The organism is Corallococcus llansteffanensis, assembly GCF_003612055.1.
Lineage (GTDB): Bacteria > Myxococcota > Myxococcia > Myxococcales > Myxococcaceae > Corallococcus > Corallococcus llansteffanensis.
Genome location: NZ_RAWB01000127.1, coordinates 1 through 19,639, shown reverse-complemented (window position 1 = coordinate 19,639; position 19,639 = coordinate 1). Strand labels below are relative to the sequence as shown.

The following is a 19,639-nucleotide window of genomic DNA, read 5'->3' as shown; positions in this document are numbered from 1 at the left end:
TCCTCCTGGCGCTTCTTTTCTTCCTGCGCCAGGCGCTGCTTCTCGCGCGCGATCCGGAACTCTTCCTTGAGGCTGGAGATCTCCCCCTTGAGGGAGGACATCTCGATCTTCACGGCACCCTGGGTGGTGACGCCGCCGTCTTCCGAGCGCTTGCCCGCCCGCTTGGCCTCCGCGCCAGCACCGCCAGCGGAAGTCAGATGCATCACCAGTGCGGCCATGGTCATCGCCTTCATGGGCTTTCACGTAAGCAAGCGGTGTGCTCGGGCGCAAGTCATGTTGCGTGAGCAACGCTCCGTTGGCCGCCCTCCTCCTGATGTAAGACAACGCGTTCCGCGAGCCGGACGGCGGACAGGGGGGCGCTCCCTTCCGCCTTGTTGTTGATGGTCACGAAGACGGGCCGCTCGCGGCGCACGGCCGCCATGCACACCCGGGCCAGCACGTCGCGGGTGCCAACATCTTCGTCCACCAACTTGTTGAACGGGGCGTAGCGGGCGCGGGCCTCCTCGTAGCCGAGGTTGGGCGGCAGCATCCAGCGCACCACGACGGCGCGGGCCTCGAAGGCGCGCGTGAGCTTCGCCTGACGCGCGACGGGCGGCATGTGGGCCCAGACCGCGAGCACCGGGCTCACGCCCGTGTCCGCGAGCGCCTGGGCGAAGCCCGCCGTCAGCAGCTCCTCGTTGCGGACCTCCACGGCGTACAGCGGGCCCCGGGGCAGCGCGGAGAAGAACGCGTGCAGCCGCTCCGCGAAGCGCGCCGGACCGCCGAGCGCGGCGGGATCCTGCGGTGGGAACTGGAAGACGAGCGGACCGGCCTTGTCGCCCAACCCCTCCAGGAAGGGCCCCACCACATGGTCCACCGCGTACGCGGCCTGGAGGAAGCGGTCATTCACCTGCCCCCGGTGCGCGCCGTAGCGGTCGTGCACGGGGAAGCGCGCGAGCGTGCAGGCCTCGTGCGCCTTCACGAGGAAGCGGAAGCCGTCCGGCACCTGCTGAGCGTACTCGGCGAAGGCGGCGGCGGGCACGGGCGCGTAGAACGTCCGGTCGATGCCCACCGTGCGCAGCACCGGGTGGTGCGCGTAGGCGCCCAGGCCTTCGCGCGCGAGCTGGGTGGTGGTGGCCTCGTGGTCGTAGACGAGGCCGGTCCAGCCAGGGAAGGTCCACGACGAGGTGCCCAGGTAGACACCCTGCGGGAGCCGCTCGCCCAGCGCCTTCAGGTCGTCGGACACCGGGGCCGGGGCCACCGGCTGCGTGCGTCGACGGGACGACACGGGGGCTTCCTCGAGCGCGCCGGTGAAGAGGTCGAACTGGGCGGGACGTCTCGATGCGCTCATGCAGTCAGCTCCCTTCCTGCGGAGGTCCGGTGGTGCCCCAGGGAGTAATCCCCAAGGCCACACAATGCAGGAGGTTGCCTTGAATCGAGGTGACGTTCCAGGTTTCCTGTACGTCCACCGGACAGCCGGGCGGGCCTACACCTTGAGGCGGATGACCGCGGGCAGCACCGTCATGGTGCAGGGCAGCCGGCCCGGCGTCTCACCGTCCACGTCGAGGAACACGTCGCCCGTCTCCGGCTCGGCGTGGAGCGTGCGGCAGCGGAAGCGCCGCGTGTTCTTCCAGGTGACGTGGTCGCCGTTGTAGACGCCCTTGGACTTGAGGACGAAGTCACTCAGGCGGTAGTGGGACCAGAGCGTGATGTCGAAGAGGCCGTCGTGGGTGACGGCGTCCGGGGCGACGAACATGCCGCTGCCGAAGTAGCGCCCGTTGGCCACGGCCACGGTGGTGACGCTCACCGACTCCGGCGTGCCGCCATCCAGCGTCAGGCGCACCTGCTGCTCGGTGTACTTCACCAGGCCCTTCACGGTGCCCCACATGAAGCTGACGTGGCCGCCCAGCGCCTTGCTGCCGGAGTTCACCTCGCGCGCCACCACCGCGCTCACGCCGAACGAGGCGATGTTGGCGAAGAAGCGCGTCGCGGGCTGGCCGTCGTTGTCGATGAAGTCCAGTCGACCCACGTCGAAGGGCTCGGTCTTCTCCGTGCGCAGCCGCTCCAGCGCGGAGCCCAGCTCCAGGTCCCACCCGAACGTACGGCGGAAGTCGCCGCCGGTGCCCCGGGGCAGCAGACCCAGCGCGGCATGGGGGTTGATGACCTTCCCGTCGCGGAAGAAGCCGTTGGTGACCTCGTTCAGGGTGCCGTCGCCTCCGACCGCGACGATGCACTCGTAACCGTCGTCGATGGCCTGCCGCGCCAGCCGCGCCGCATCCATGCCGCCGCTGGTGAAGCCGTGCCCGAACTCACCGAGCACCCGGCCCACCTGCGCGGAGATCTCCACCCATCGCTTCCCCGTCTGCCCGTTGGCGCTGCGCGGGTTGACCACGAGGAACGTCTTCATTCAGTGCCTTCTCCCTGCGAAACCGCTTGTTTACGCGGTTGTGACCCGGGGCTCCACTCCGCGACCCGACAGAAAGCCCCGGCCCCGGGGTGTTTGTCACCCGGGCCATGTCATGCTGGGCCCCACCCTCGCCTTCCGGCTCGACCCCGAGTGAAAGCCCCCTCCGCCACCGAGCAGCTCGGTCCCCACCGCGCGGCCATGCAAGCTTTGGACTGGGAGCTGCCGGGGCTCCGCGCGGACCTGGGCGCAGCGGGACGGCAGCCGTTCCGGGAGACGGGAGCCCAGGAGGATTTCCTCCTCCGGCATGACGCGCCCGCCCACGAAGCCCAGGGGCCGGAGCGGACGAAGCGCTTCGAACGGGCCCTGGCCCGGGTGCGCCAGCTGGCGGACGCGGGGGACGCGCTGACGTTTTCCCGGATGGTGGAGGTCCAGGAAACGCTGTTGGGGGTGCGTACAGCCTTTCGCACCGGGGACGCCTTCGCGCACCGGGGTGCGCACCGCTATGCGCACGTGCCGGGCCTGGAGGCGGCCTTCATCCACAAGGTGGAGGCGGACGCCCGGGAGGAGCGCCATCCGGTGGCGCATGCCATCCGGTTGTACCTGGACCTGTGTTTCTTCCATCCGTTTCCGGACGGCAACGCGCGGGCGGCGCGGCTGTGGCTGGAGTACATGCTGCGACGGGGCGGGCTGCCCACCCCGCCGCTGGCGCCCCTGGTGCTGTGGCCCAAGCGGCCCGGAGATGCCGTCGGCTACACGCGCCTGGCGCGGCTCCTGGCCCGGAGCATCGCGGGGCCGGACGCCCCCTGTCGCAACGAGGTGTCGCCATGAGCAAGGTGAACGCGAAGACGCCCTGGCACCGCATCCGCGAGAGCCTGGATGACTACGCCCCGGAGAAGCTCGCCGCCGTGCTGCGCCGGCATCTGGAGCCCCGGGTGCCGCCGGGGACGCGCAAGCTGCCGGACGAGGAGCGCAAGGCGATGGCGAAGCAGGTCGCGCGCCTGCTCGAGGAGAACCTGCCCCCCTGGTACTCGGAGTCGGGCGTACTGCTGGGCAATGAGAGCCTGGGGGCCTATTGCTGGTGTCACAGCTTCTTCAACCAGCAGCCCACCCCCACCATGAACGTCAATGACAACATCCAGCTCATGCTCAACGCGCTGGAGCAGTCACGCGCGTGGCTGTTCAAGCTGGATGCCGCCTATCAGACCCTCCAGCGCGAGCTGCCGTCGGAGCCCGGCGATGATGACATCCGCGTGCTGGCGCTGGCGGATGGCCTGGTCCAGGTGCTGGACATCACCATCCAGGAGACGGGCTGTGAGGAGACCTGGTACGTGTTCGCGGACCGGGCGCTGGCGTGGATGTTCGACGCCCTGATGATCCGCCCCGGCTATCAGGCGGGCAAGCTGATGAACAAGCTGTTTGCCTTTGAGTCGTGGCACTCGCCCCCCATCGAGGAGCTGCGGGACTCGGCGGAGAAGGTGGCGGCGGCCGTCGTGGAGGACGAGGGCCGCCGGGCCCACCGGAAGCACTGAGGGCCTGGGCGCCCGTCCTTCAGTGGACGGGCTTCTTCGGAGTGCCCGCGGTCACCTGCGCGCTGGTGCCAGCCTTCACCTCGATGCGCCGGCCCTGGGTCTTCGCCTCGGGCAGCTTCAGGGTGACCTCCAGGACGCCGTTCTCGAACCCCCGGGTTCATCTTATCGGTTGCCATGACATCCTCCCCCCGGTGCGGCCCGGCTGGCGCCTGGCCCGCCGGACAGCACCAGCAACTTTGATTCGGGACGTGATCGCCCCGATTCAAAATTGGCGGTGCGTCCGGGGGCCTTCAAGGGGTCCCCTCGGCACGGGGGTCCGACGAAGGTACCGCCGGGCCCTGGTGTCTGGCATTGGGGGGGCGAAGCCGGCCGGACAAGCGCTAGGCGACGAGCGTGGCGTCCATCACGGTGAGGGCCACGCCGCCGACCCGGGCGCGCTCGATGCGTCCCGGCTTGCCGACGACCTCGATGTCGATGCGCCCCGGCTTGCCGAGGGTGTCGCCCTGCTCGACCCGACTGACCACGGTGCCGCCCTGCTCCGGCAGGCGAAGAATCCCGTGCTCGGCGAGGTAGACCGCCAGCGGCCCGGCGGCGGAGCCCGTCACGGGATCCTCCAGGATGCCAAACCCCGGGACGAAGTAGCGGGCGTGCGCCGCGCTGCCCTGCTCCTTCGCCTCCCGGGTGAAGAGGTACACGCCGCGCACGCCGTGCGGCATCAGCAGGGTGTTCATCGCCGCGCCCCGCGCGGTCAGCGACTCCAGGTCCGCAAGCCGCTTCAGGGGCACCATCAGCCGGTGGCCCTGGCGCAGCACCGGCAGGGCCGTGTCCACCTGCTCCACCGTGCCCCCCAGCGTGGGCATCAGCGCGTCCAGCGACACGGGGTTGGGCTCCGCGGGCGGCTGGGGCGTGACGATCCAGACGCGCGTCTCGCGGGCGCCTCGCGGCTCCAGCTCGATGTCGAACGTGCCTGCGGGGCACTCCAGGCGGTACGTCCCCGGGCTTCGCAGCAGCCCCTTCTCCGCGAGCAGGTGGAAGGTGGCGACGGTGGCGTGGCCACAGAAGGGGATCTCATCCGAGGGCGTGAAGTAGCGCAGCCGCACCGTGGGGTCCTCCGGACGGGAGAGGACGAAGGCCGTCTCCGAAGCGCCCACCACCGCGGCGACCCGCTGCATCGTGGGGACGTCCAGCGAGGACGCGTCGAGCATCACGCCCGCGCGGTTTCCTGCACCGGCGGTGCGGGTGAAGGCATCGATGATGTGGACCTGCATGGGCGGGCTCCGGAAGGGGTGGAGGGTCGCGAAAGCGGCTCAGGCATGCTCCGCCCCTCCGCCGCCGTCAAGCGCTGGACCGACTTCCTCCGGGCCCCGCACAACGGGGTTGAACGGGGGCGCATGAGCGGGCACAGCAGGAGGGCATGAGTCTTCCGAGGCCAGGTGGATGGGTGGTGCTGGCGATGCTGCTCCACGCGGGCAGCGCGGCGGCGCAGATCGTCAACGTGCAGGCGCTCTTCGACGAGAAGGCGGAGCTGGGGCCTGCCGCCTCCATCGAGCTGGGCGGCGACTGGCGCACGGGCAGCACGCAGCTGTTCTCCGTGCGCGGCTCGCTGGTGGGACAGCTGCGCTCCGAGCGCAGCGTCTGGCTGGGCGTCATCCGGGGTGAGTACTCGTTCGCCAGCGGCGAGCGCATCGTCAGTCAGGTGCTGGAGCACGTGCGCTACCGCCGCCAGCTCACCGAGCGCGTGTCGGCCGAGGCCTTCGTCCAGCACGAATACAACGAGTTCCGCCGGCTCCAGTTCCGGGCCCTGGTGGGCGCCGGCCCCCGCGTCGTGTTGTTCAACGAGGAGGACAGGGGCCTCACCTTCGGCGTCGCGCTGATGGTGGAGTACGAGCGGCTGCGCAAGGACGGCGAGCCGGACGCGGGCGACCGCTACACGGATCCGCGCGTGTCCAGCTACCTGCTGGGCCGGGTGAACCTGATGGAGAACATCGACCTGGTGGAGACGGTCTACTTCCAGCCGCGCGTCACCCGTCCGTCGGACCTGCGCGTGCTCAACGAGACGCTGTTCTCGATGACGCCCAATCCGAGCGTCACGGTGGGGCTCGGCTTCAACCTCACCTACGACAGCGCGCCGCCCGCGACGGTGCCGGCGCTGGACACGCAGCTTCGCACCACCGTGCGCGTGAAGTTCTAGGGGTAGACTGCCGACCATGGTTTCCCATCCCGTCCCCGCACCCATTGTCCTGCTCGGTGGAGGCAAGCTCGCCGAGGCCATCATCAAGGGATTGCTGCGCTCCGGCCTCGTGCGCGCGTCCGACCTTCGCGTCACCGTGCGGCGGTCCGAGCGCGGCGAGGAGCTGCGCTTCCGGTACGGCGTGCAGGTCCTCACCGACAACGCCCAGGCGGTGCGCGGCGCGGCGCTGGTCCTGCTCGCGGTGCGGCAGGCGCAGATGGCGGAGCTGATGGCGTGCATCTTCCCCGCGCTGGAGGCAGGGCAGGTCGTGGTGTCGCTGTCCGCGGACGTGCGCCTCGCGCAGCTCGAAGCGGCGCTGCCGGCCGGGGTCTCCGTCCTCCGGGCCATGCCCCACACGCCCGTGGGCGTGGGCGCGGGCGTCACCCCGCTCACCGCGGGCTCGCGCGTGACGGAGTCCGCACGGAGGGTGACGGACGCGCTGTTCGCGGCGACGGGCCGGCCGCTGTGGGTGTCGGAGGACGAGCTCACGGTCTGCACGGGCGTGTCCGGCACCGGGCCCGCGTATGTCTTCCGCTTCGTGGAGGCGCTGGCCCAGGCCGCGATGGCGCACGGGATGGAGGCGGCGGAGGCGGCGGCGCTCGCTCGGGGCACGCTCATCGGCGCGGCGAAGCTCCTGGCGGAGCCCGGCGCGACCACCTCGGGCCTCATCGCCGAGGTGGCGACACCGGGAGGCATCACCGTGGCGGGGCTGGAGGCGCTGGAAGCCCACGGGCTCTCACGCGTCGTGGGCGAGGCCGTGTCCGTCGCCATCCAGCGCGCGAAGGAGCGCGCGGACGCCTCCGCGGCTCAGAGCGCGCCGAAGTGACGCCGCAGTCCCCGCTGGCCCGCGGACGTGACGACGAGGCCGCGGGAGTCGGGTTGACGTTCGACCCAGCCCAACGAGAACACCCGTGAGGCGAGCGCCGCCCCCAGCGCCCCGGCGAGGTGGTCGCGCCGCTCGCTCCAGTCGAGGCAGCGGTGGGCGAACTGGCGCCGCTGGTCGCGCAGGGGCGCGAGGTCGATTCCGAACGCTTCGAACCAACCCTCACCGCTCGGTGTCAGCGCGAAGGCATGGCGCCGGAGCGAGAGGTGCCCTTCGCGAAGGAGCGCATCGGTGATGCCCATTCCGAGCCGCCCGGCGAGGTGGTCGTAGCAATAGCGCGCGGCCCGGAGTGGCTCCGGTGTCGCGGAGGCGCGGGGCCCCCGGACCGCCACCGTCATCAGCGCTTCCACCATGCGCGCCACGGTGGGCGTGGCGAGCCGGAACACCTTGTTGCGCCCCTGCCGGGTGGAGCGGATCAACCGGGCCTGCTCCAGCCGCTTGAGGTGCACGGTCGCCGTCGCGGGGCTGACGCCGGTGCCGAAGGCCAGCTCCTTGGCGACGAGCGACCGGCCCTCCATGAGCAGCTCCAGCATCCGGATCCGCGTGGCATCGCCCACGGCACCGGCCAGCGCGGCGAGATCCGGCCCTGCATCCATCGTTCGTTCCATGACGAACCATCTCCTAGCACATGGAGGGGTTCACGGGAGGAGAGTGCTGGAAGCGAGGAACGATGCAACCGCCCAACGACCCGTATCAGGCCGTCACCCACCCCGACCCCTACCCGTACTACGCCGACCTGTGCGCGCGGGGCGGCCTGCAGCGCATCGCGGGGTTCGAGCCCTGGATCGCGGCGGATGCCGCCACGGTGCAGGCCGTGCTCACGAGCGAGCACTGCCGGGTGCGTCCCCAGGCGGAGCCGGTTCCGTCGCACCTGGCAGGAACTCCGGCGGGGGCGCTGTTCGGGCGGCTCGTGCGGATGAACGACGGAGCGCCCTACCCCGCCGTGAAGCACGCCCTGACGGAGGCGCTCGCGACGACGCTGCCCACGGTGGAAGCGGAGAGCCACCGTTGGTCCGCCCGCCTCTTCGCGGAGCCCCACCTCTCACGCTTGCCGGAGAAGGCGCTCCAATTCCCCGTGTACGTGCTCGGCTCGCTGCTGGGCTTCGCGGAGGAGACGCTGGAAGAGAGCGTGCGGGAGGTGGATGCCTACGTCCGTTCGGCTGCCCATCCAGCGGCGGGTCCGGAGGGAGCCCTGGGCGCCGCGCGCCTGGTCGAGCGCGTGACGGCCTGTCTCCAATCAAAGCCACGCGCACCGGCGCTGTTGAGCGCCTTCGCCGCGCGGATGCGTGGGGGACCGGTGGAGGCGCTGGTTCCGAACGCGGTGGGCCTTCTCACGCAGGCCTATGAAGCCACCGCTGGGCTCGTGGGAGCGTCGCTGCTCGCCTTCGCTCGGATGCCCGGGTTGCGGGAGCAGGTCGCGCGGGGCGAATGCACCCTCGACGACGTGGTCCGGGAGGCAGCCCGTCACGAGTCTCCGGTCCAGAACACCCGGCGCTTCATCCCTGTGCGCGCGACCGTGGCGGAGCAGGCGCTGGAAGCAGGCGCGACGGTGGTGGTCGTGCTCGCCGCCGCGAACCGAGATGCCCGGGTGAACCCCCAGCCCGACGTGTTCCTCCCGCGTCGCACGGATCGCCGGACCTTCACCTTCGGCCTGGGCGCCCATGCCTGCCCGGGACAGGAGCTCGCGGTGACGATGGCCTCCGCGGCGGTCGGTCACGTGCTGGCGAGCGGCCTGGAGCTCACCCCGCTGTCGCGCTCCGTCACCTGGCGCGCATCCACCAACGCACGCATCCTGGGAGGTCTGTGATGATCGCCGTCATCTTCGAAGTCTGGGCCCATGAGGACCACCGCCAGCGGTATCTCGACCTGGCGGCGGCCTTGCGGCCCCTGCTGTCGGGCATCGATGGCTTCATCTCCATCGAACGGTTCCAGAGCCTCAGCGAGCCGGGCAAGCTGCTGTCGTTGTCGTATTGGCGCGACGAGGCGGCGGTGGCGGAGTGGCGACGCCTGGAGGCCCATCGTGAAGCCCAGAGCGAAGGCCGGGAGAGCGTGTTCCGCGACTACCGCCTGCGCGTGGCCCACGTCATCAGGGATTACGGCCTGAAGGACCGGGCAGCCGTGCCCGCCGACAGTCGCACCGTGCACGGCTGACAATCACTTCCCAGCCTTGTCTGGGGGTGCACGATGCGGGAACGGTTCTGGAACATGCGACTCTCCTTGGACGGGAGGGGAGTCTTGGGGCTGGCTGCCCTGTTGCTTGGATTTCCCGCGTTGAGCCAGGCACCAGAGCCGCCAGAGGACTCCCCCCAGTATTCCTGCTTCGAGTCGACCCGTGAGGGGGGCAGGACGAGCGAGACCGTCGCGGCCCAGCTCTGCCAGGGCGCACGTTCCGATGCCCCGGCGAAGTGCTTCCGACGCGTCCAGGCAGGAGGCTTCCTGTCGGATCCCCAGGCGCTCCAGCTCTGCCAGTACACGACACCTGAAGATGATCCCGCCTCCTGCTTCCTCAAGGCACGAACGTCCTCGTTCCTGGATGAACCACAGCTCGTGCAACTCTGCCGTCCCCCGATGGCGGAGATGCTGCAGTTCTGCCCCTACGGGCCCCAGTGACGGGAGCCCGGGAAGCACTCTTGCTTTTGAGATGATGCTCGCGGGCGAAGCCCCCAGACAACGACAGGGAGGCCACCCGAAGGACGGCCTCCCTGCCAATGACATCCGCTACGGAAACCCTGCCGCTCAGAACGCGCGCAGGCCGATCGTGTAGCCGGAGATCGAAGCCGGCGAGGAATCGATGTGGTCCTTCGACGCCACCGCGCAGCCCGAGTTGACCGGCTTGATCCGCCACAGCAGGTTGCCGGCGCCGCTCCAGTTCACGAACGCGCCGCAGCCGCTGAGCGCATAGCCGCTGGTCAAACCCACGGTGTAGCTGGGGTGCGCGACCACCGACGACGTGCCCCCGTTGATGACGTTGCCAATCGTGCCCACGCCCGGGATGGTGCTGTTGATGCCAATCGCATAGGCCTGCGCCGTCGCGGGCGAGGACTCGCGGTGATCCTTCGAGCGCACGCGCCAGGAGGTCGTGGTGTTGGGCGCCGAGGCGGTGGCCATGTTACCCGCGCCGCTCCAGTTCACCTTGATGCCACCGCCCACCAGCACGTAGCCCGCCGGCAGCGACGCGGTGACGTCGGGATGGGCGACAGAGGCGCTCGTCGCCGAGCTGACGGTCAGATAGCTGCGCAGCTGCGCCGGGGTCAGCCCCGCGACCTTCAGGCCGATGGCCCAGGCACGCACCTGCACCGGATCGGAATCGATGTGCTGCTTGGTGGAAACCAGCCAGGAGGTCAGCCCGGAATCCGGATACGAGGCGGTCAGCAGATTGCCCGCCGGGCTCTCCTTGCCCTCACCGCCACCGCCAATCACCACGAAGTCGCTCGGCACGGTCACCGCGAAGTTGGTGTTGACGGCGGCGCTCGTCGTCGAATAGCGCTCGAACACCGCGATGGTGAGCTTGCCGCTGGTGTCCGTCTGCCGGAACAGCTCGACCGCGCCGCCGCAGCTCACGCCCACCGCGGAGAAAGCAGAGGCGACGTCGGAGACGTTGTAGCCGTAGTCCTGCGCCGCCGTCTGCACGCCGCACGCGCCCTGGTTGAAGTCCGTGCTCGGGGTCCAGTACAGGTCGTTGGCGCGGGCGAAGACCTGGAAGGCCCGCTGCGTGTTCCAACCCGCCTGGGTGGCCAGCAGGTAGAAGGCCTTGTTGTACACACCGGACGAGTAGTGCACGTCCAGGCCGTTGTAATAGTTGGAGGCATGGCCGATGGAGCTGCCATCCAGCGGCGGATTGGACATGTAGCGCAGCGCCCCGCTGCTCTTGAAGATGTCGGCGCCGACGAGGAAGTCATTGCCGCCACGCATGTAGGACTCGGCGGCCTCGCCCGCGATGTCGGAGTAGGCCTCGTTGATGCCTCCGGACTGGCCGGAGTAGATCAACCCCGAGTTCTGCTCCGTGAAGCCGTGCGAGACCTCGTGCGAGGCGACGTCCAGGCTGACCAGCGGATAGAACGTCGAGGCCCCGTCGCCAAACGTCATCGCCGAGCCGTTCCAGAAGGCGTTCTCGTAGCCGGTGGCGTAGTGCACCCGCATCGTGAGCTGGAAGGTCAGCGGGGCCTTGCCGACGTAGGCCTGATACATGTTGAAGATGACGCTGCCGAAGTAGTGCGCGTCGTTCAGCGGCGAATACGCACCGTTGATGTTCTTCACCGTGTTGCGAGGACAGACGTAGGAGAACGGGGTGGAGCCGGACGTGCCGCCGTTGAGGTTGACGGTCTGGACGTTGGTGTTCGTCATCGTGCACGTGGTGCCCGACTGCGCCACGTCCAGGTAGCCGTAGTTCGTGCCGTACTCGTACTGGCCCGTCTTGAGGTTGCCGCCAGGACCGGTGCCGATCAGCACGTGCTGCAGGTTCTCCCACTGCTTGAGCACCCGGCCATCCTCCGCGTCGACGATGACCATCGGCCGCGTCGGCGAACCCCCACCGAAGATGTCCGCGAAGTAGCTGACGACGTAGGCCTTGTGGGCACGGCCGTCGTCGTCGATGAAGATCATCAACCGGGAGCTTTCGTCCGTGACGAGCATGGCGCGAACGCGGCTGCCCAGGCTGGCCCCCTTCGCGATATCCAGCGCCTGCGCGGAGGACAGCCGGGGGGCACCCTCCGAAATCTCCCGCTCCAGACCGGTGACCTTGCGCCCGAACAGCGCGCGGAGCTCACCGTTGGCCTCCTCGTTGACGATCACGTGCTCGCCGAAGATGGGGAGGCCCCGGAAGGTCTGCTGGTAGCGGTGGTTGCGCACGCCGTGGTCGCTGACGCTCTCGATCAGGGCCAGGCGCGAATCAGCGTCCAGGCCGAGCGCCTGGGTATGGCGGGCAGGCTCCCGGTCGGCACCTCCGGAGATGGCGATGGCCGCGCGCTGCTGGCGGATCGCACCGAGGTCCTGCTGATGCAGGTCGACGCGGCTCGCGGCGGAGACGGAGCCAGCGGCCAGGATCAACGGCAGGGCCGCGGCAAGGGTTGAATTTGGGCGAAATGGCTTCACGTCTGACGCTCCTGGAAGGTCTTGATCTACCGGAAGAACCATAAAAAATAGAAATACCCGCCGTCAACCTGCAACTGATACTCAGAGTGCGTTTAGCTTTCCAAGTGGACGCGGATTTAACTCGGCTTAATTCATCCTCCGCCGCGTTCCGCGCGAGAACCCCTGTGACTGTCTCAGAGGGGGAAGTACCCATGACGTGGCCGATCTGACGCTCACCGGCGAGGCCTTCATGGGAACGGGGATGGAGGTGGTGTTCAAGAACATCTCCGGCATCTTCGGCGCCATCGGGGGGATGAGCACCGAGCGGGCCAGCGGCATGTCCCTCGCCGTCACCCGGCTGGATGACAAGACCGTCCGGGTCACCGTCGGTCCCACGGAGGCGGTGTCGCGCACGCTCGAGGGAAAGCTCGGCGTGTTCGGTATCGCGTTCGGGGCGACGGACACGCTGCGCGTGGAGGGGCAGTTGAGCTCACGGCAGGTGGACTTCGACATCTCCACGCCGGCGGGACAGGCGGCCTACAACCGCTTCCTCGCCACGGGCGAGCTGCCGAAGAACGACCCGGCGAGCGGCACGTCGAACGCGGCGACGGTGCAGATTGCTTCCGAAGCGCTCACGCGGGAGGTCACCTTTGGCATCAACCTGGGCGGGGCCGTGCTCGACAGCAACACGTACGTCGCCACGACCTACGACGCCGGAGGCCCGACGGAGTTCCAGTACACGGGCACCAAGGGGCCCGTCACCTTCTCGGTCAGTGGTGACTGGAAGGACCCCGAGGACCCGTCCACGTACACCTATGCGGCCACGCTGCCGGACCTGAACTCCGGTACCGCGGACGGACTCCGGGACCTCTACCCGAACACGACGGGAAGTGGCACCACGGCGTCCGTGTCCTTCACCTACGCGGAGGCGCAGCAGGTCCAGCAGCTCGCAAAGGACTGGCTGACAGCCATCGAACAGGGCCGTCCCGGCTACAACGGCAACACGCCGGAGAACTGGGTCGTGGATGTCGCCAACGCGGCGACCCCTGAAGAGGCCATGGCCCTGCTCCTGACGCCGGAGACGAACAACGTCACCGACGTGGTGGCGAACCGTGTGGTCGCGCTCAGCGCCTTCCAGCTCGACAACGGCGGAGGGCAGATGCCGGGGTCGCTCACCCTCTCGGAGGGCTGACCCACGCCCCACGCGTATCCGTTTGACGGCTTGCCGCTCATGAGCGCACGCTCCGGATCAACGAGGTGCGGATCATGAAGCAGGTCGTACTCCTTCTCTGCCTGGCCGCCGCTGGCTGCGCTTCGAACCAGCGGCCGGCTGCCGCCGATCGCTGGCTCCTGACGGGCACACGGCTCTATGTGGCGCCGGGCGAGCCACCGATGGACAACGCCTGGGTGCTCGTGAGCGGCGGAAGGATCGAAGCCGTCGGGTCCGCTTCGGTCGCTCCGCCGACCGGGGTCCGCCGTGCGGAGGCCTGCAGTGGCGGCGTGATCACCGCCGGGTTCCAGAACAGCCACGTTCACTTCACGGACCCTGCGTTCGCCGGAGCCGCCGGCCGTTCGCGCGACGAGCTTCAGCCACCCCTGAGCCAGATGACCACGCGCTTCGGCTTCACGACGGTCGTCGATACCGGCTCCGACCCCGCGAACACCCTGGCCCTTCGCCAGCGCATCGAGCGCGGCGAGCTGCAAGGGCCGGCGATCCTCACCGTCGGAGCCTCGCTGTATCCGGAGAATGGCATTCCGTTCTACCTGCGCGATCTGCCGCCCGCGGTGCTGCAACAGCTCCCGCAACCTGCGACGGCGGACGAGGCCAGCGCCATCATCCGCGAGAGCTTCGAGCACGGCGCGCAAGGGACCAAGCTGTTCGTCGCCACTCCCCAGGGGCGTGGCGAGATCCGGCGCATGTCCGCGGACGTCACGCGCGCCGCGGTGACCGAAACCCGCCGGCTGGGTGGGCTGGTCATGGTGCATCCGACCGATCCCGAGGGTGTGAGCGCTGCCGTGGAGGCAGGCGTCGACATCCTCGTGCACACGACCATCGATCCTCCGAAGTCCACTTGGAGCGCCGAGCTCGTCGGCCAGATGGTCGCGCGCCACGTCTCCGTGATCCCGACGCTGCAGCTCTGGGGCTACGAGCTCGCCAAGGCAGACGTGCCCACCCACGTGCGCGATGGCATCGTGGCGGATGCCGAACGGCAGCTCGCTGCATTCTCCAGCGCCGGGGGCCAGGTGTTGTTCGGCACCGATGTCGGTTACATGGCCGACCTCGATCCGACGGAGGAATACGTCCTCATGGCCCACGCCGGGCTGACGCCAATGCAGATCCTCGCATCGCTGACCACCGCCCCCGCGGCGCGCTGGAGCGCCGCCGAGCGCCGTGGCCGCGTCAAGCCGGGCTTCGACGCCGACCTCGTGGTACTCGACGGCGATCCCGCCACGGATGTCCGGCGGTTCGCCGACGTGAAGTGCACGGTGCGAGCGGGCCGGGAGCTCTTTGTCCGCCCGCCAGCGAGCGGCGATCCGTCGAGCCCCTGACCGGAGTCGCCGCGGGCTCAGTACAGCGAGCCCCGGACGCGCTCGGGAAGAGCGCGGTCGTACTCCTCTCCGTCGAACGGGCGGCGGCTCGCGTCGGCGAGAATCCTGCCCGCCGAGGGCACCTCCCCGCGCGCCACGTGCTTCGCCGGGTTCCACAGGTCCGCGCGCACCACGGCGCGCGAACACTGGAAGAACACGGTGTCCACCGCGATGACGAGCGCCAGCTTCGGCACCTTGCCGTCCCGGGTGTGACGCTCCAGCAGCGCGGGGTCCGCGTTGAGGCGCGCGCGGCCATTCACGCGCAGCGTCTCGCCCATGCCCGGGATGAGGAACAGCAGGGCCACGCGCGGGTCCACGAGCAGGTTGCGCAGGCTGTCGATGCGGTTGTTGCCGCGCCGGTCCGGCACCACCAGCGTCCGCTCGTCCAGCACCTCGACGAAGCCACGCGGGTCGCCCCGGGGCGAGCAGTCGAGCCCCTCCGGCCCCGCCGTCGCGAGCGCGAAGAACGGAGACGCCTGGATGAGCGCCCGGTAGTTCGCGTCGATGTGGTCCCGCTCCTTGATCAACGACCGCTCATCCACGGGACCGAACAGCGCCTGCAGTGAGTCGCTGTCGCGGAGGTCGTAGGCGGGATCGGGCTGGCTCATGGGGTGCCTCCAGGATGAGGCACCATCGAGCCACGCGGGAAGCTTCGCGGCAATGCCTCCAGGCCCGAGCGGATTCCAGGTGCGTCTGGCTGTGACAAGCAACGCTTTCAACCGCGCCGCCTTCACCTCACGACACCGGCACGGGCCTGGGGCTCACCTTGACCACTCCCCGTCAGGCGACGCGGGGGAAGTCCACCTCGGTGCCGGCCACCACGTTGAGGTAGTTGGTGAGCACGTTCTGCGCGACGGCGGCCACCACCTCCACCAGCTCCGCGTCGCTCAGTCCCACCTTGCGTGCCTGCGCGAGCTGCGGGCCCACGTCCGCCGCCCGCGTGCGGGCGATGGCGACGGACAGGTCCAGGATCGCCTGCTCGCGCGGGTCCGACGAACGGCCGGTGCGGAAGCCACTCAGCTCATCCGCCTTCACCCCGTGCCCCTTCGCCAGCGCCGTGTGAGCGGAGAGGCAATAGGTGCAGTGGTTCAACTCAGCCACCGCGATGGCGATGGCCTCCTGCGTGCGCGGCGACAGCTTCGCGCCACCCATGGCGTTGAAGTAGCCCGCCACGGCGTCGAGCGCCGCGGGGGAGTGGGCGAAGGTGGAGAACATCTTCGGGACGCTTCCGAACTTCGCCTTCAGCGCGGCGAGCGTGGGCTCGGAGGCGGCGGGCGTATTCGAGGGGCCAGCGGGAGCGATGGTGGGCGTCGTCATGGGGTGCTCCTGGGGACAGCAGGTTGAGCAGCAGGCCGATTGGTATCGACTCGATACTAAATGCAACCACCTCCTCCACTTGTCAAGTCGGTATCGTCCCGATACCTTCTTGCCCATGGCTGTCGACCGCCTCTATGCGTTGCTCGAGCGACTCGGGAACCTGCTCCGCACGGAGGAGCGGGCGGCGGGGCTGCCACACGGGCTGCAGCCGGTGCACCTGCAGGCGCTGCGCTACCTGCAGTCGTGCAACCGCTACAGCAACACGCCCGCGGCGCTGACGGAGTACCTGGGGCTCACCAAGGGCACCGTGTCCCAGACGCTCCTGCTGCTGGAGGAGAAGGGGCTGTTGCGGAAGCAGGCTGACACGCAGGACCGGCGCGTCATCCACCTGCTGTTGACGGAGGCAGGCCGCGCGGTGCTGAAGGAGGCCCTGCCCCCTGAGCTCTTCAAGCGGGCCCTCACGGGGCTGCCAGGCGAGGGCGAGGCGCTCGAAGAGGCCCTCACCGGGCTGTTGCGCTCCCTGCAGGCCGCGAATGCCCAGCGCAGCTTCGGCGCATGCGGCACCTGCAAGCACTTCAAGAGAGAGGGCCCGGGACGCTTCCGCTGCGGCTTGACGCAGGAGCCCCTGTCACGCGAGGACAGCCAGCTGCTGTGCCGGGAGCACGAGGCCGTGCCCCCAGCCCACTGACGCTACGGAATCGTCAGCACGACCAGATGTACTCAATGTGGGGCCCCGACTTGTTGCCCCAGTTGTACAACCCGCCGCACCAGCACCCCCACTGACCCACCAGGGTCGTATGGGCGGCGTCGCTGTAATAGTTGCGCAGATCGTCCGGGCTGTTGGAGCAGTCGGGAAGCGCGGCCTCCTGCGACGCCAGGTCCGGAGCTTCCTGCTCCTCCATGGGCCCGCCACATCCCACCGACATCAACGCCATCGCCAACAGACCACCGATAAGGCTCGTTCGCATGCGTCCTCCGTGAGGGGGTACTCCGCAAGACTCTAGATCAGCTCGCCTGGCCGTGCGCAGGCCTCCTCACCGGGCCCGCAGGAAATCCCGGACGCTCTGCTGATGGAGCTTCTCGGATTCGATGCACAGCCGGATGGACTCCAGCCCCCTGGCCAGTGCGCGCGGGCCCCCCTCCACCTGCTTCACCCGGGGCGAGAGGAAGGCTTCCGCCTCCGCGAGTTGGGCCGCATCACAGAGATTGCCCACCTGGTTGATGAGGCCGCCCATCTCGTCGGAGCGGAGTCGCTGGGCCAGGGTGTCGAACTGCTCGCGATAGAAGCCCCAGGCCAGGGACTGGGTCTCCGGCATGAACAACGCCACCTTGAGGATGATCAGGGCATCCCGCGTATCGAAGTCCGACCCCACCACGAGGTCCAACGCCCGGCGCGTCAGCTCCGGCGTCCGGAAGTAGCCCAGCGCCGACAGCAACCGGACGCGCTCATTGCGGTCCTGCTCCTTCTTCGCGGCCGCCAGCAACGCCTCGAACAACGCGGCATTGCCATGCGTCGCGGCCCGGGGCAGTGCGCTGCTCAAGGCCTCCGGGTCCACGGACTTGCGGTCCGCCAGCCACGCGCGCACCAACGGCGTGGCCAGCGTGACCAGCACCACGTCCTCCCCCACCCCCGCCGCCAGCCGCAGGAACAGCGAGCGCGTCTCATTCACGGCGTCGTCATCGCCGCGCTTCGGCACCCAGCCCAGCGCCCGCGCGCGCGGCGCATAGAGCGAGGCCACCCAGCCGCGAAAGCGCTTCCGCTCCTCCACGGAGAGACGGTCCAGCCGCACCCGCTCCAGCAGCGAGGCCCCGCTCTCCACCACGAGGCGCTCCTTCGACCGCGCGGTGGCGGGCAGGAACTTCAAGGCCTCGCCGAGCAACAGGTCTCCCCGTCCCACCGCCGCGTCCACGTCCGCCCACAGGGCCACCTGCTCCCCCGTCGTGAACGCCGCGACCGGCGTCGCCAGCAGCGTCGTGAGCTGCTCGCGCGTGTAGCCGGCCCGGTAGTAGCCCGTGCCGCCCTCGTTGAGCAGGACCCACGCCGGGCACTGCTTCGTGGGCAGCGCCACCTCCGCCGTGGGGCCCTTCAGCATCGAACACACGCGGGAGGACGTCGTGCCCGTCCCCGCGCGCAGACAGACCGGCACGAGCCACTCCTGCCGGGCAGCCGCCTTGGAGCCCGCGGGCAGGTAGCGCTCCTGCGACAGCTTCACCGTCGGCGTTCCCCCCGCCGGACATGACACCTGCGCGGAGATTCGCGGCGCCCCACCCTGCTCCACGAACCCCTTGAAGGAGCGCGCCACCTCCGGGCCCGCCATCGCGGACACCTCCGCCAGCAGGTCCTCCGTCGTCACGGTCTGCCACGCGTGCTTGCGGACATAGTCACGCAGCATGCGTTGGAACGGCTTCGGCCCCACCCACGCATCGAACATGGCGATGACCGCCGAGCCCTTGTCATACGTCGTCCCATTGTCGAATGAACCCACGATGTCGTCGTTGCTCTCCACCGGCTTGCGCACGGGCAGCGCGGCCTCCAGCGCGTCCGACTCCAGCGCCGACCGCATCGCATTCATGGCTCGCTCCTGCTGGAAGCTCCAGGACGGCTCCAGCCGGTCCACCGTCTGTCGATCCAGCCACGCGGTGAACGACTCGTTCAACCAGATGTCGTCCCACCACTTGCAGGTGACGATGTTGCCAAACCAGTAGTGCCCCAGCTCATGGTTGGCGATGGTGACGTAGGCCCTGCGCCGGGCCAGCGTCTCCTCTCCCGGACGGATGAGCGTCAGCGGCTGCCCGAGCGCGACGAGCCCCGGATGCTCCATGGTGCCCCAGTAGCGCGGCACCACCGCCACATCCAGTTTGTCGTAGGGATACTCCTGGTCGAAGAAGTCCTCCAGGCCCGTCACGATGCGCGGCGTGACGCTCGCGGCGAAGCGCGTCTCCTCGCCCCGACCCTTCGGGACGACGAACCTCAACGGCACGTGCCGGCGACCCACGGTGCCCGCGTCCAACACATCGAAGGGCCCCACCATGAAGGCCACGAGGTAGCTGGGCATGGGCTTGCTCTCCGCGAACGTCACACGCTCCAGCCCGCCCGCCACGGGCTCCCGCGAGACGGCGACCGCGTTGGCCAGCGCGACGTGTCCCGGCTTCACCGTGAGGCGCAGCCTCCAGGGCACCTTGAAGGTCGGCTCGTCGAAGCTCGGGAAGGCGCGCCGCGCGTCGATGGGCTCGAAGAACGTGTAGAGGTACGGCTCGCCGCCCTCCTCCTGGCCATAGATGCCCTGGCTGCGCTCGCGGTCCACCTTGCCGGTGAAGTCCAGGGCAAGCTGTGCCTTGCCCGCGGGCAGCACCTCCGGCAGCAGCAATCCCAGACGCCCTTCGCTCGCCGTGACGGGCTTCGCATCGAAGGTGCGGCCTCCCACCGTCACCCGGGCCCCCGTCACCTCCAGGTCCTGGGCATGCAGCCACACCTGGCGCACCGGCTCGCGCACCTCCACGTCGATGGTGACACGGCCCGGATAGGTGGCCTTCTCCGGCAGCAGCGTCAGGTCCAGGTCGTAGTGGACCGGACGCACCGTGTCCGGCAGGCGCAGCACGGGGGGCTGGGGCTCCGGCCAGACGATGACAGGCGG

Annotated in this window: 20 protein-coding genes; 10 read left to right on the top strand and 10 right to left on the bottom strand. The window is 69.4% G+C overall.

Annotated features, from left to right (window positions below; translation table 11 throughout):
• From D7V93_RS14320 to D7V93_RS14310, 3 genes are all read right to left on the bottom strand, one after another.
• On the bottom strand, window positions 1-233 hold a 233-nt coding region (locus D7V93_RS14320; RefSeq protein WP_208723023.1), incomplete at its 3' end, for a hypothetical protein.
• A gap of 38 nt (window positions 234-271) precedes the next feature.
• Window positions 272-1,330, bottom strand: coding sequence for a DUF72 domain-containing protein (locus D7V93_RS14315; protein WP_120643949.1), 1,059 nt, complete (start codon window positions 1,328-1,330; stop codon window positions 272-274).
• Window positions 1,331-1,465: 135 nt separating this feature from the next.
• Complete coding sequence (locus D7V93_RS14310) at window positions 1,466-2,386, bottom strand: diacylglycerol/lipid kinase family protein (protein ID WP_120643948.1); 921 nt, start codon at window positions 2,384-2,386, stop codon at window positions 1,466-1,468.
• A gap of 150 nt (window positions 2,387-2,536) precedes the next feature.
• On the opposite strand from D7V93_RS14310, the gene D7V93_RS14305 reads away from it, so the two are divergent.
• Together D7V93_RS14305 and D7V93_RS14300 are read left to right on the top strand one after the other, a co-directional pair.
• The gene (locus D7V93_RS14305) at window positions 2,537-3,214 is read left to right on the top strand and encodes a Fic family protein (protein WP_147451177.1); all 678 of its coding nucleotides are present in this window, start codon (window positions 2,537-2,539) and stop codon (window positions 3,212-3,214) included.
• Complete coding sequence (locus D7V93_RS14300; protein ID WP_120643946.1) at window positions 3,211-3,915, top strand: hypothetical protein; 705 nt, start codon at window positions 3,211-3,213, stop codon at window positions 3,913-3,915. Before D7V93_RS14305 ends, D7V93_RS14300 begins: the two co-directional genes overlap by 4 nt.
• A 380-nt stretch (window positions 3,916-4,295) precedes the next feature.
• Here D7V93_RS14300 and D7V93_RS14295 read toward each other — a convergent pair whose 3' ends face one another.
• On the bottom strand, window positions 4,296-5,183 hold the full coding sequence (locus D7V93_RS14295) for a PhzF family phenazine biosynthesis protein (RefSeq protein WP_120643945.1): 888 nt from the start codon (window positions 5,181-5,183) through the stop codon (window positions 4,296-4,298).
• Window positions 5,184-5,329: 146 nt separating this feature from the next.
• Here D7V93_RS14295 and D7V93_RS14290 point away from each other — a divergent pair, with 146 nt between their 5' ends.
• Together D7V93_RS14290 and proC are read left to right on the top strand one after the other, a co-directional pair.
• Complete coding sequence (locus D7V93_RS14290; protein WP_120643944.1) at window positions 5,330-6,106, top strand: DUF481 domain-containing protein; 777 nt, start codon at window positions 5,330-5,332, stop codon at window positions 6,104-6,106.
• 16 nt (window positions 6,107-6,122) lie between these two features.
• The gene (gene proC, locus D7V93_RS14285) at window positions 6,123-6,971 is read left to right on the top strand and encodes a pyrroline-5-carboxylate reductase (RefSeq protein ID WP_120643943.1); all 849 of its coding nucleotides are present in this window, start codon (window positions 6,123-6,125) and stop codon (window positions 6,969-6,971) included.
• Here proC and D7V93_RS14280 read toward each other — a convergent pair.
• On the bottom strand, window positions 6,953-7,636 hold the full coding sequence (locus tag D7V93_RS14280; protein ID WP_167509463.1) for an ArsR/SmtB family transcription factor: 684 nt from the start codon (window positions 7,634-7,636) through the stop codon (window positions 6,953-6,955). The genes proC and D7V93_RS14280 overlap by 19 nt on opposite strands.
• 62 nt (window positions 7,637-7,698) lie before the next feature.
• Here D7V93_RS14280 and D7V93_RS14275 point away from each other — a divergent pair, with 62 nt between their 5' ends.
• The 3 genes from D7V93_RS14275 to D7V93_RS14265 all read left to right on the top strand — a co-directional run bounded on the left by D7V93_RS14275 (window position 7,699) and on the right by D7V93_RS14265 (window position 9,638).
• On the top strand, window positions 7,699-8,835 hold the full coding sequence (locus D7V93_RS14275) for a cytochrome P450 (protein WP_120643941.1): 1,137 nt from the start codon (window positions 7,699-7,701) through the stop codon (window positions 8,833-8,835).
• Complete coding sequence (locus D7V93_RS14270; protein ID WP_120643940.1) at window positions 8,835-9,179, top strand: antibiotic biosynthesis monooxygenase family protein; 345 nt, start codon at window positions 8,835-8,837, stop codon at window positions 9,177-9,179. The genes D7V93_RS14275 and D7V93_RS14270 overlap by 1 nt, the downstream gene beginning before the upstream one ends.
• A gap of 120 nt (window positions 9,180-9,299) precedes the next feature.
• A complete protein-coding gene (locus D7V93_RS14265) occupies window positions 9,300-9,638 on the top strand; it encodes a hypothetical protein (protein ID WP_244237307.1) in 339 nt (112 codons plus the stop codon).
• 126 nt (window positions 9,639-9,764) lie between these two features.
• Here the strand turns inward: D7V93_RS14265 and D7V93_RS14260 are convergent, their stop codons facing one another.
• Window positions 9,765-12,119 (bottom strand): M4 family metallopeptidase, encoded by a 2,355-nt coding sequence (locus D7V93_RS14260; protein ID WP_244237306.1) that lies wholly within the window; start codon window positions 12,117-12,119, stop codon window positions 9,765-9,767.
• Window positions 12,120-12,315: 196 nt separating this feature from the next.
• Between D7V93_RS14260 and D7V93_RS14255 the strand changes: the two genes are divergently transcribed.
• Both D7V93_RS14255 and D7V93_RS14250 read left to right on the top strand, forming a co-directional pair.
• Complete coding sequence (locus D7V93_RS14255) at window positions 12,316-13,290, top strand: hypothetical protein (RefSeq protein WP_120643939.1); 975 nt, start codon at window positions 12,316-12,318, stop codon at window positions 13,288-13,290.
• Window positions 13,291-13,364: 74 nt separating this feature from the next.
• Window positions 13,365-14,648, top strand: a complete 1,284-nt coding sequence (locus tag D7V93_RS14250; protein ID WP_120643938.1) for an amidohydrolase family protein — start codon at window positions 13,365-13,367, stop codon at window positions 14,646-14,648.
• 17 nt (window positions 14,649-14,665) lie between these two features.
• Here the strand turns inward: D7V93_RS14250 and D7V93_RS14245 are convergent, their stop codons facing one another.
• Together D7V93_RS14245 and D7V93_RS14240 are read right to left on the bottom strand one after the other, a co-directional pair.
• Entirely contained in the window at window positions 14,666-15,295 is a 630-nt protein-coding gene (locus D7V93_RS14245) for a pyridoxamine 5'-phosphate oxidase family protein (protein WP_120643937.1), read from the bottom strand.
• A 172-nt stretch (window positions 15,296-15,467) separates the two neighbouring features.
• Window positions 15,468-16,004, bottom strand: a complete 537-nt coding sequence (locus D7V93_RS14240; RefSeq protein WP_158623743.1) for a carboxymuconolactone decarboxylase family protein — start codon at window positions 16,002-16,004, stop codon at window positions 15,468-15,470.
• A 115-nt stretch (window positions 16,005-16,119) separates the two neighbouring features.
• Here D7V93_RS14240 and D7V93_RS14235 point away from each other — a divergent pair, with 115 nt between their 5' ends.
• Window positions 16,120-16,692: a MarR family winged helix-turn-helix transcriptional regulator gene (locus D7V93_RS14235; RefSeq protein ID WP_120643935.1), complete on the top strand. Its 573-nt coding sequence runs from the start codon at window positions 16,120-16,122 to the stop codon at window positions 16,690-16,692.
• A gap of 13 nt (window positions 16,693-16,705) precedes the next feature.
• Here the strand turns inward: D7V93_RS14235 and D7V93_RS14230 are convergent, their stop codons facing one another.
• The gene (locus D7V93_RS14230) at window positions 16,706-16,972 is read right to left on the bottom strand and encodes a DUF6289 family protein (protein ID WP_120643934.1); all 267 of its coding nucleotides are present in this window, start codon (window positions 16,970-16,972) and stop codon (window positions 16,706-16,708) included.
• 66 nt (window positions 16,973-17,038) lie between these two features.
• On the bottom strand, window positions 17,039-19,639 hold a 2,601-nt coding region (locus tag D7V93_RS14225; protein WP_372338315.1), incomplete at its 5' end, for a M1 family metallopeptidase.

Bases quoted from the DNA above. Each gene is read 5' to 3' on its own strand.
- D7V93_RS14280 (WP_167509463.1), bottom strand. From the start codon at position 7,636: ATGGAACGAACGATGGATGCAGGGCCGGATCTCGCCGCGCTGGCCGGT.
- D7V93_RS14270 (WP_120643940.1), top strand. From the start codon at position 8,835: ATGATCGCCGTCATCTTCGAAGTCTGGGCCCATGAGGACCACCGCCAG.
- D7V93_RS14315 (WP_120643949.1), bottom strand. From the start codon at position 1,330: ATGAGCGCATCGAGACGTCCCGCCCAGTTCGACCTCTTCACCGGCGCG.
- D7V93_RS14235 (WP_120643935.1), top strand. From the start codon at position 16,120: ATGGCTGTCGACCGCCTCTATGCGTTGCTCGAGCGACTCGGGAACCTG.
- D7V93_RS14230 (WP_120643934.1), bottom strand. From the start codon at position 16,972: ATGCGAACGAGCCTTATCGGTGGTCTGTTGGCGATGGCGTTGATGTCG.
- D7V93_RS14295 (WP_120643945.1), bottom strand. From the start codon at position 5,183: ATGCAGGTCCACATCATCGATGCCTTCACCCGCACCGCCGGTGCAGGA.
- D7V93_RS14245 (WP_120643937.1), bottom strand. From the start codon at position 15,295: ATGAGCCAGCCCGATCCCGCCTACGACCTCCGCGACAGCGACTCACTG.
- D7V93_RS14310 (WP_120643948.1), bottom strand. From the start codon at position 2,386: ATGAAGACGTTCCTCGTGGTCAACCCGCGCAGCGCCAACGGGCAGACG.
- D7V93_RS14250 (WP_120643938.1), top strand. From the start codon at position 13,365: ATGAAGCAGGTCGTACTCCTTCTCTGCCTGGCCGCCGCTGGCTGCGCT.
- D7V93_RS14275 (WP_120643941.1), top strand. From the start codon at position 7,699: ATGCAACCGCCCAACGACCCGTATCAGGCCGTCACCCACCCCGACCCC.
- D7V93_RS14240 (WP_158623743.1), bottom strand. From the start codon at position 16,004: ATGACGACGCCCACCATCGCTCCCGCTGGCCCCTCGAATACGCCCGCC.
- D7V93_RS14290 (WP_120643944.1), top strand. From the start codon at position 5,330: ATGAGTCTTCCGAGGCCAGGTGGATGGGTGGTGCTGGCGATGCTGCTC.
- D7V93_RS14300 (WP_120643946.1), top strand. From the start codon at position 3,211: ATGAGCAAGGTGAACGCGAAGACGCCCTGGCACCGCATCCGCGAGAGC.
- proC (WP_120643943.1), top strand. From the start codon at position 6,123: ATGGTTTCCCATCCCGTCCCCGCACCCATTGTCCTGCTCGGTGGAGGC.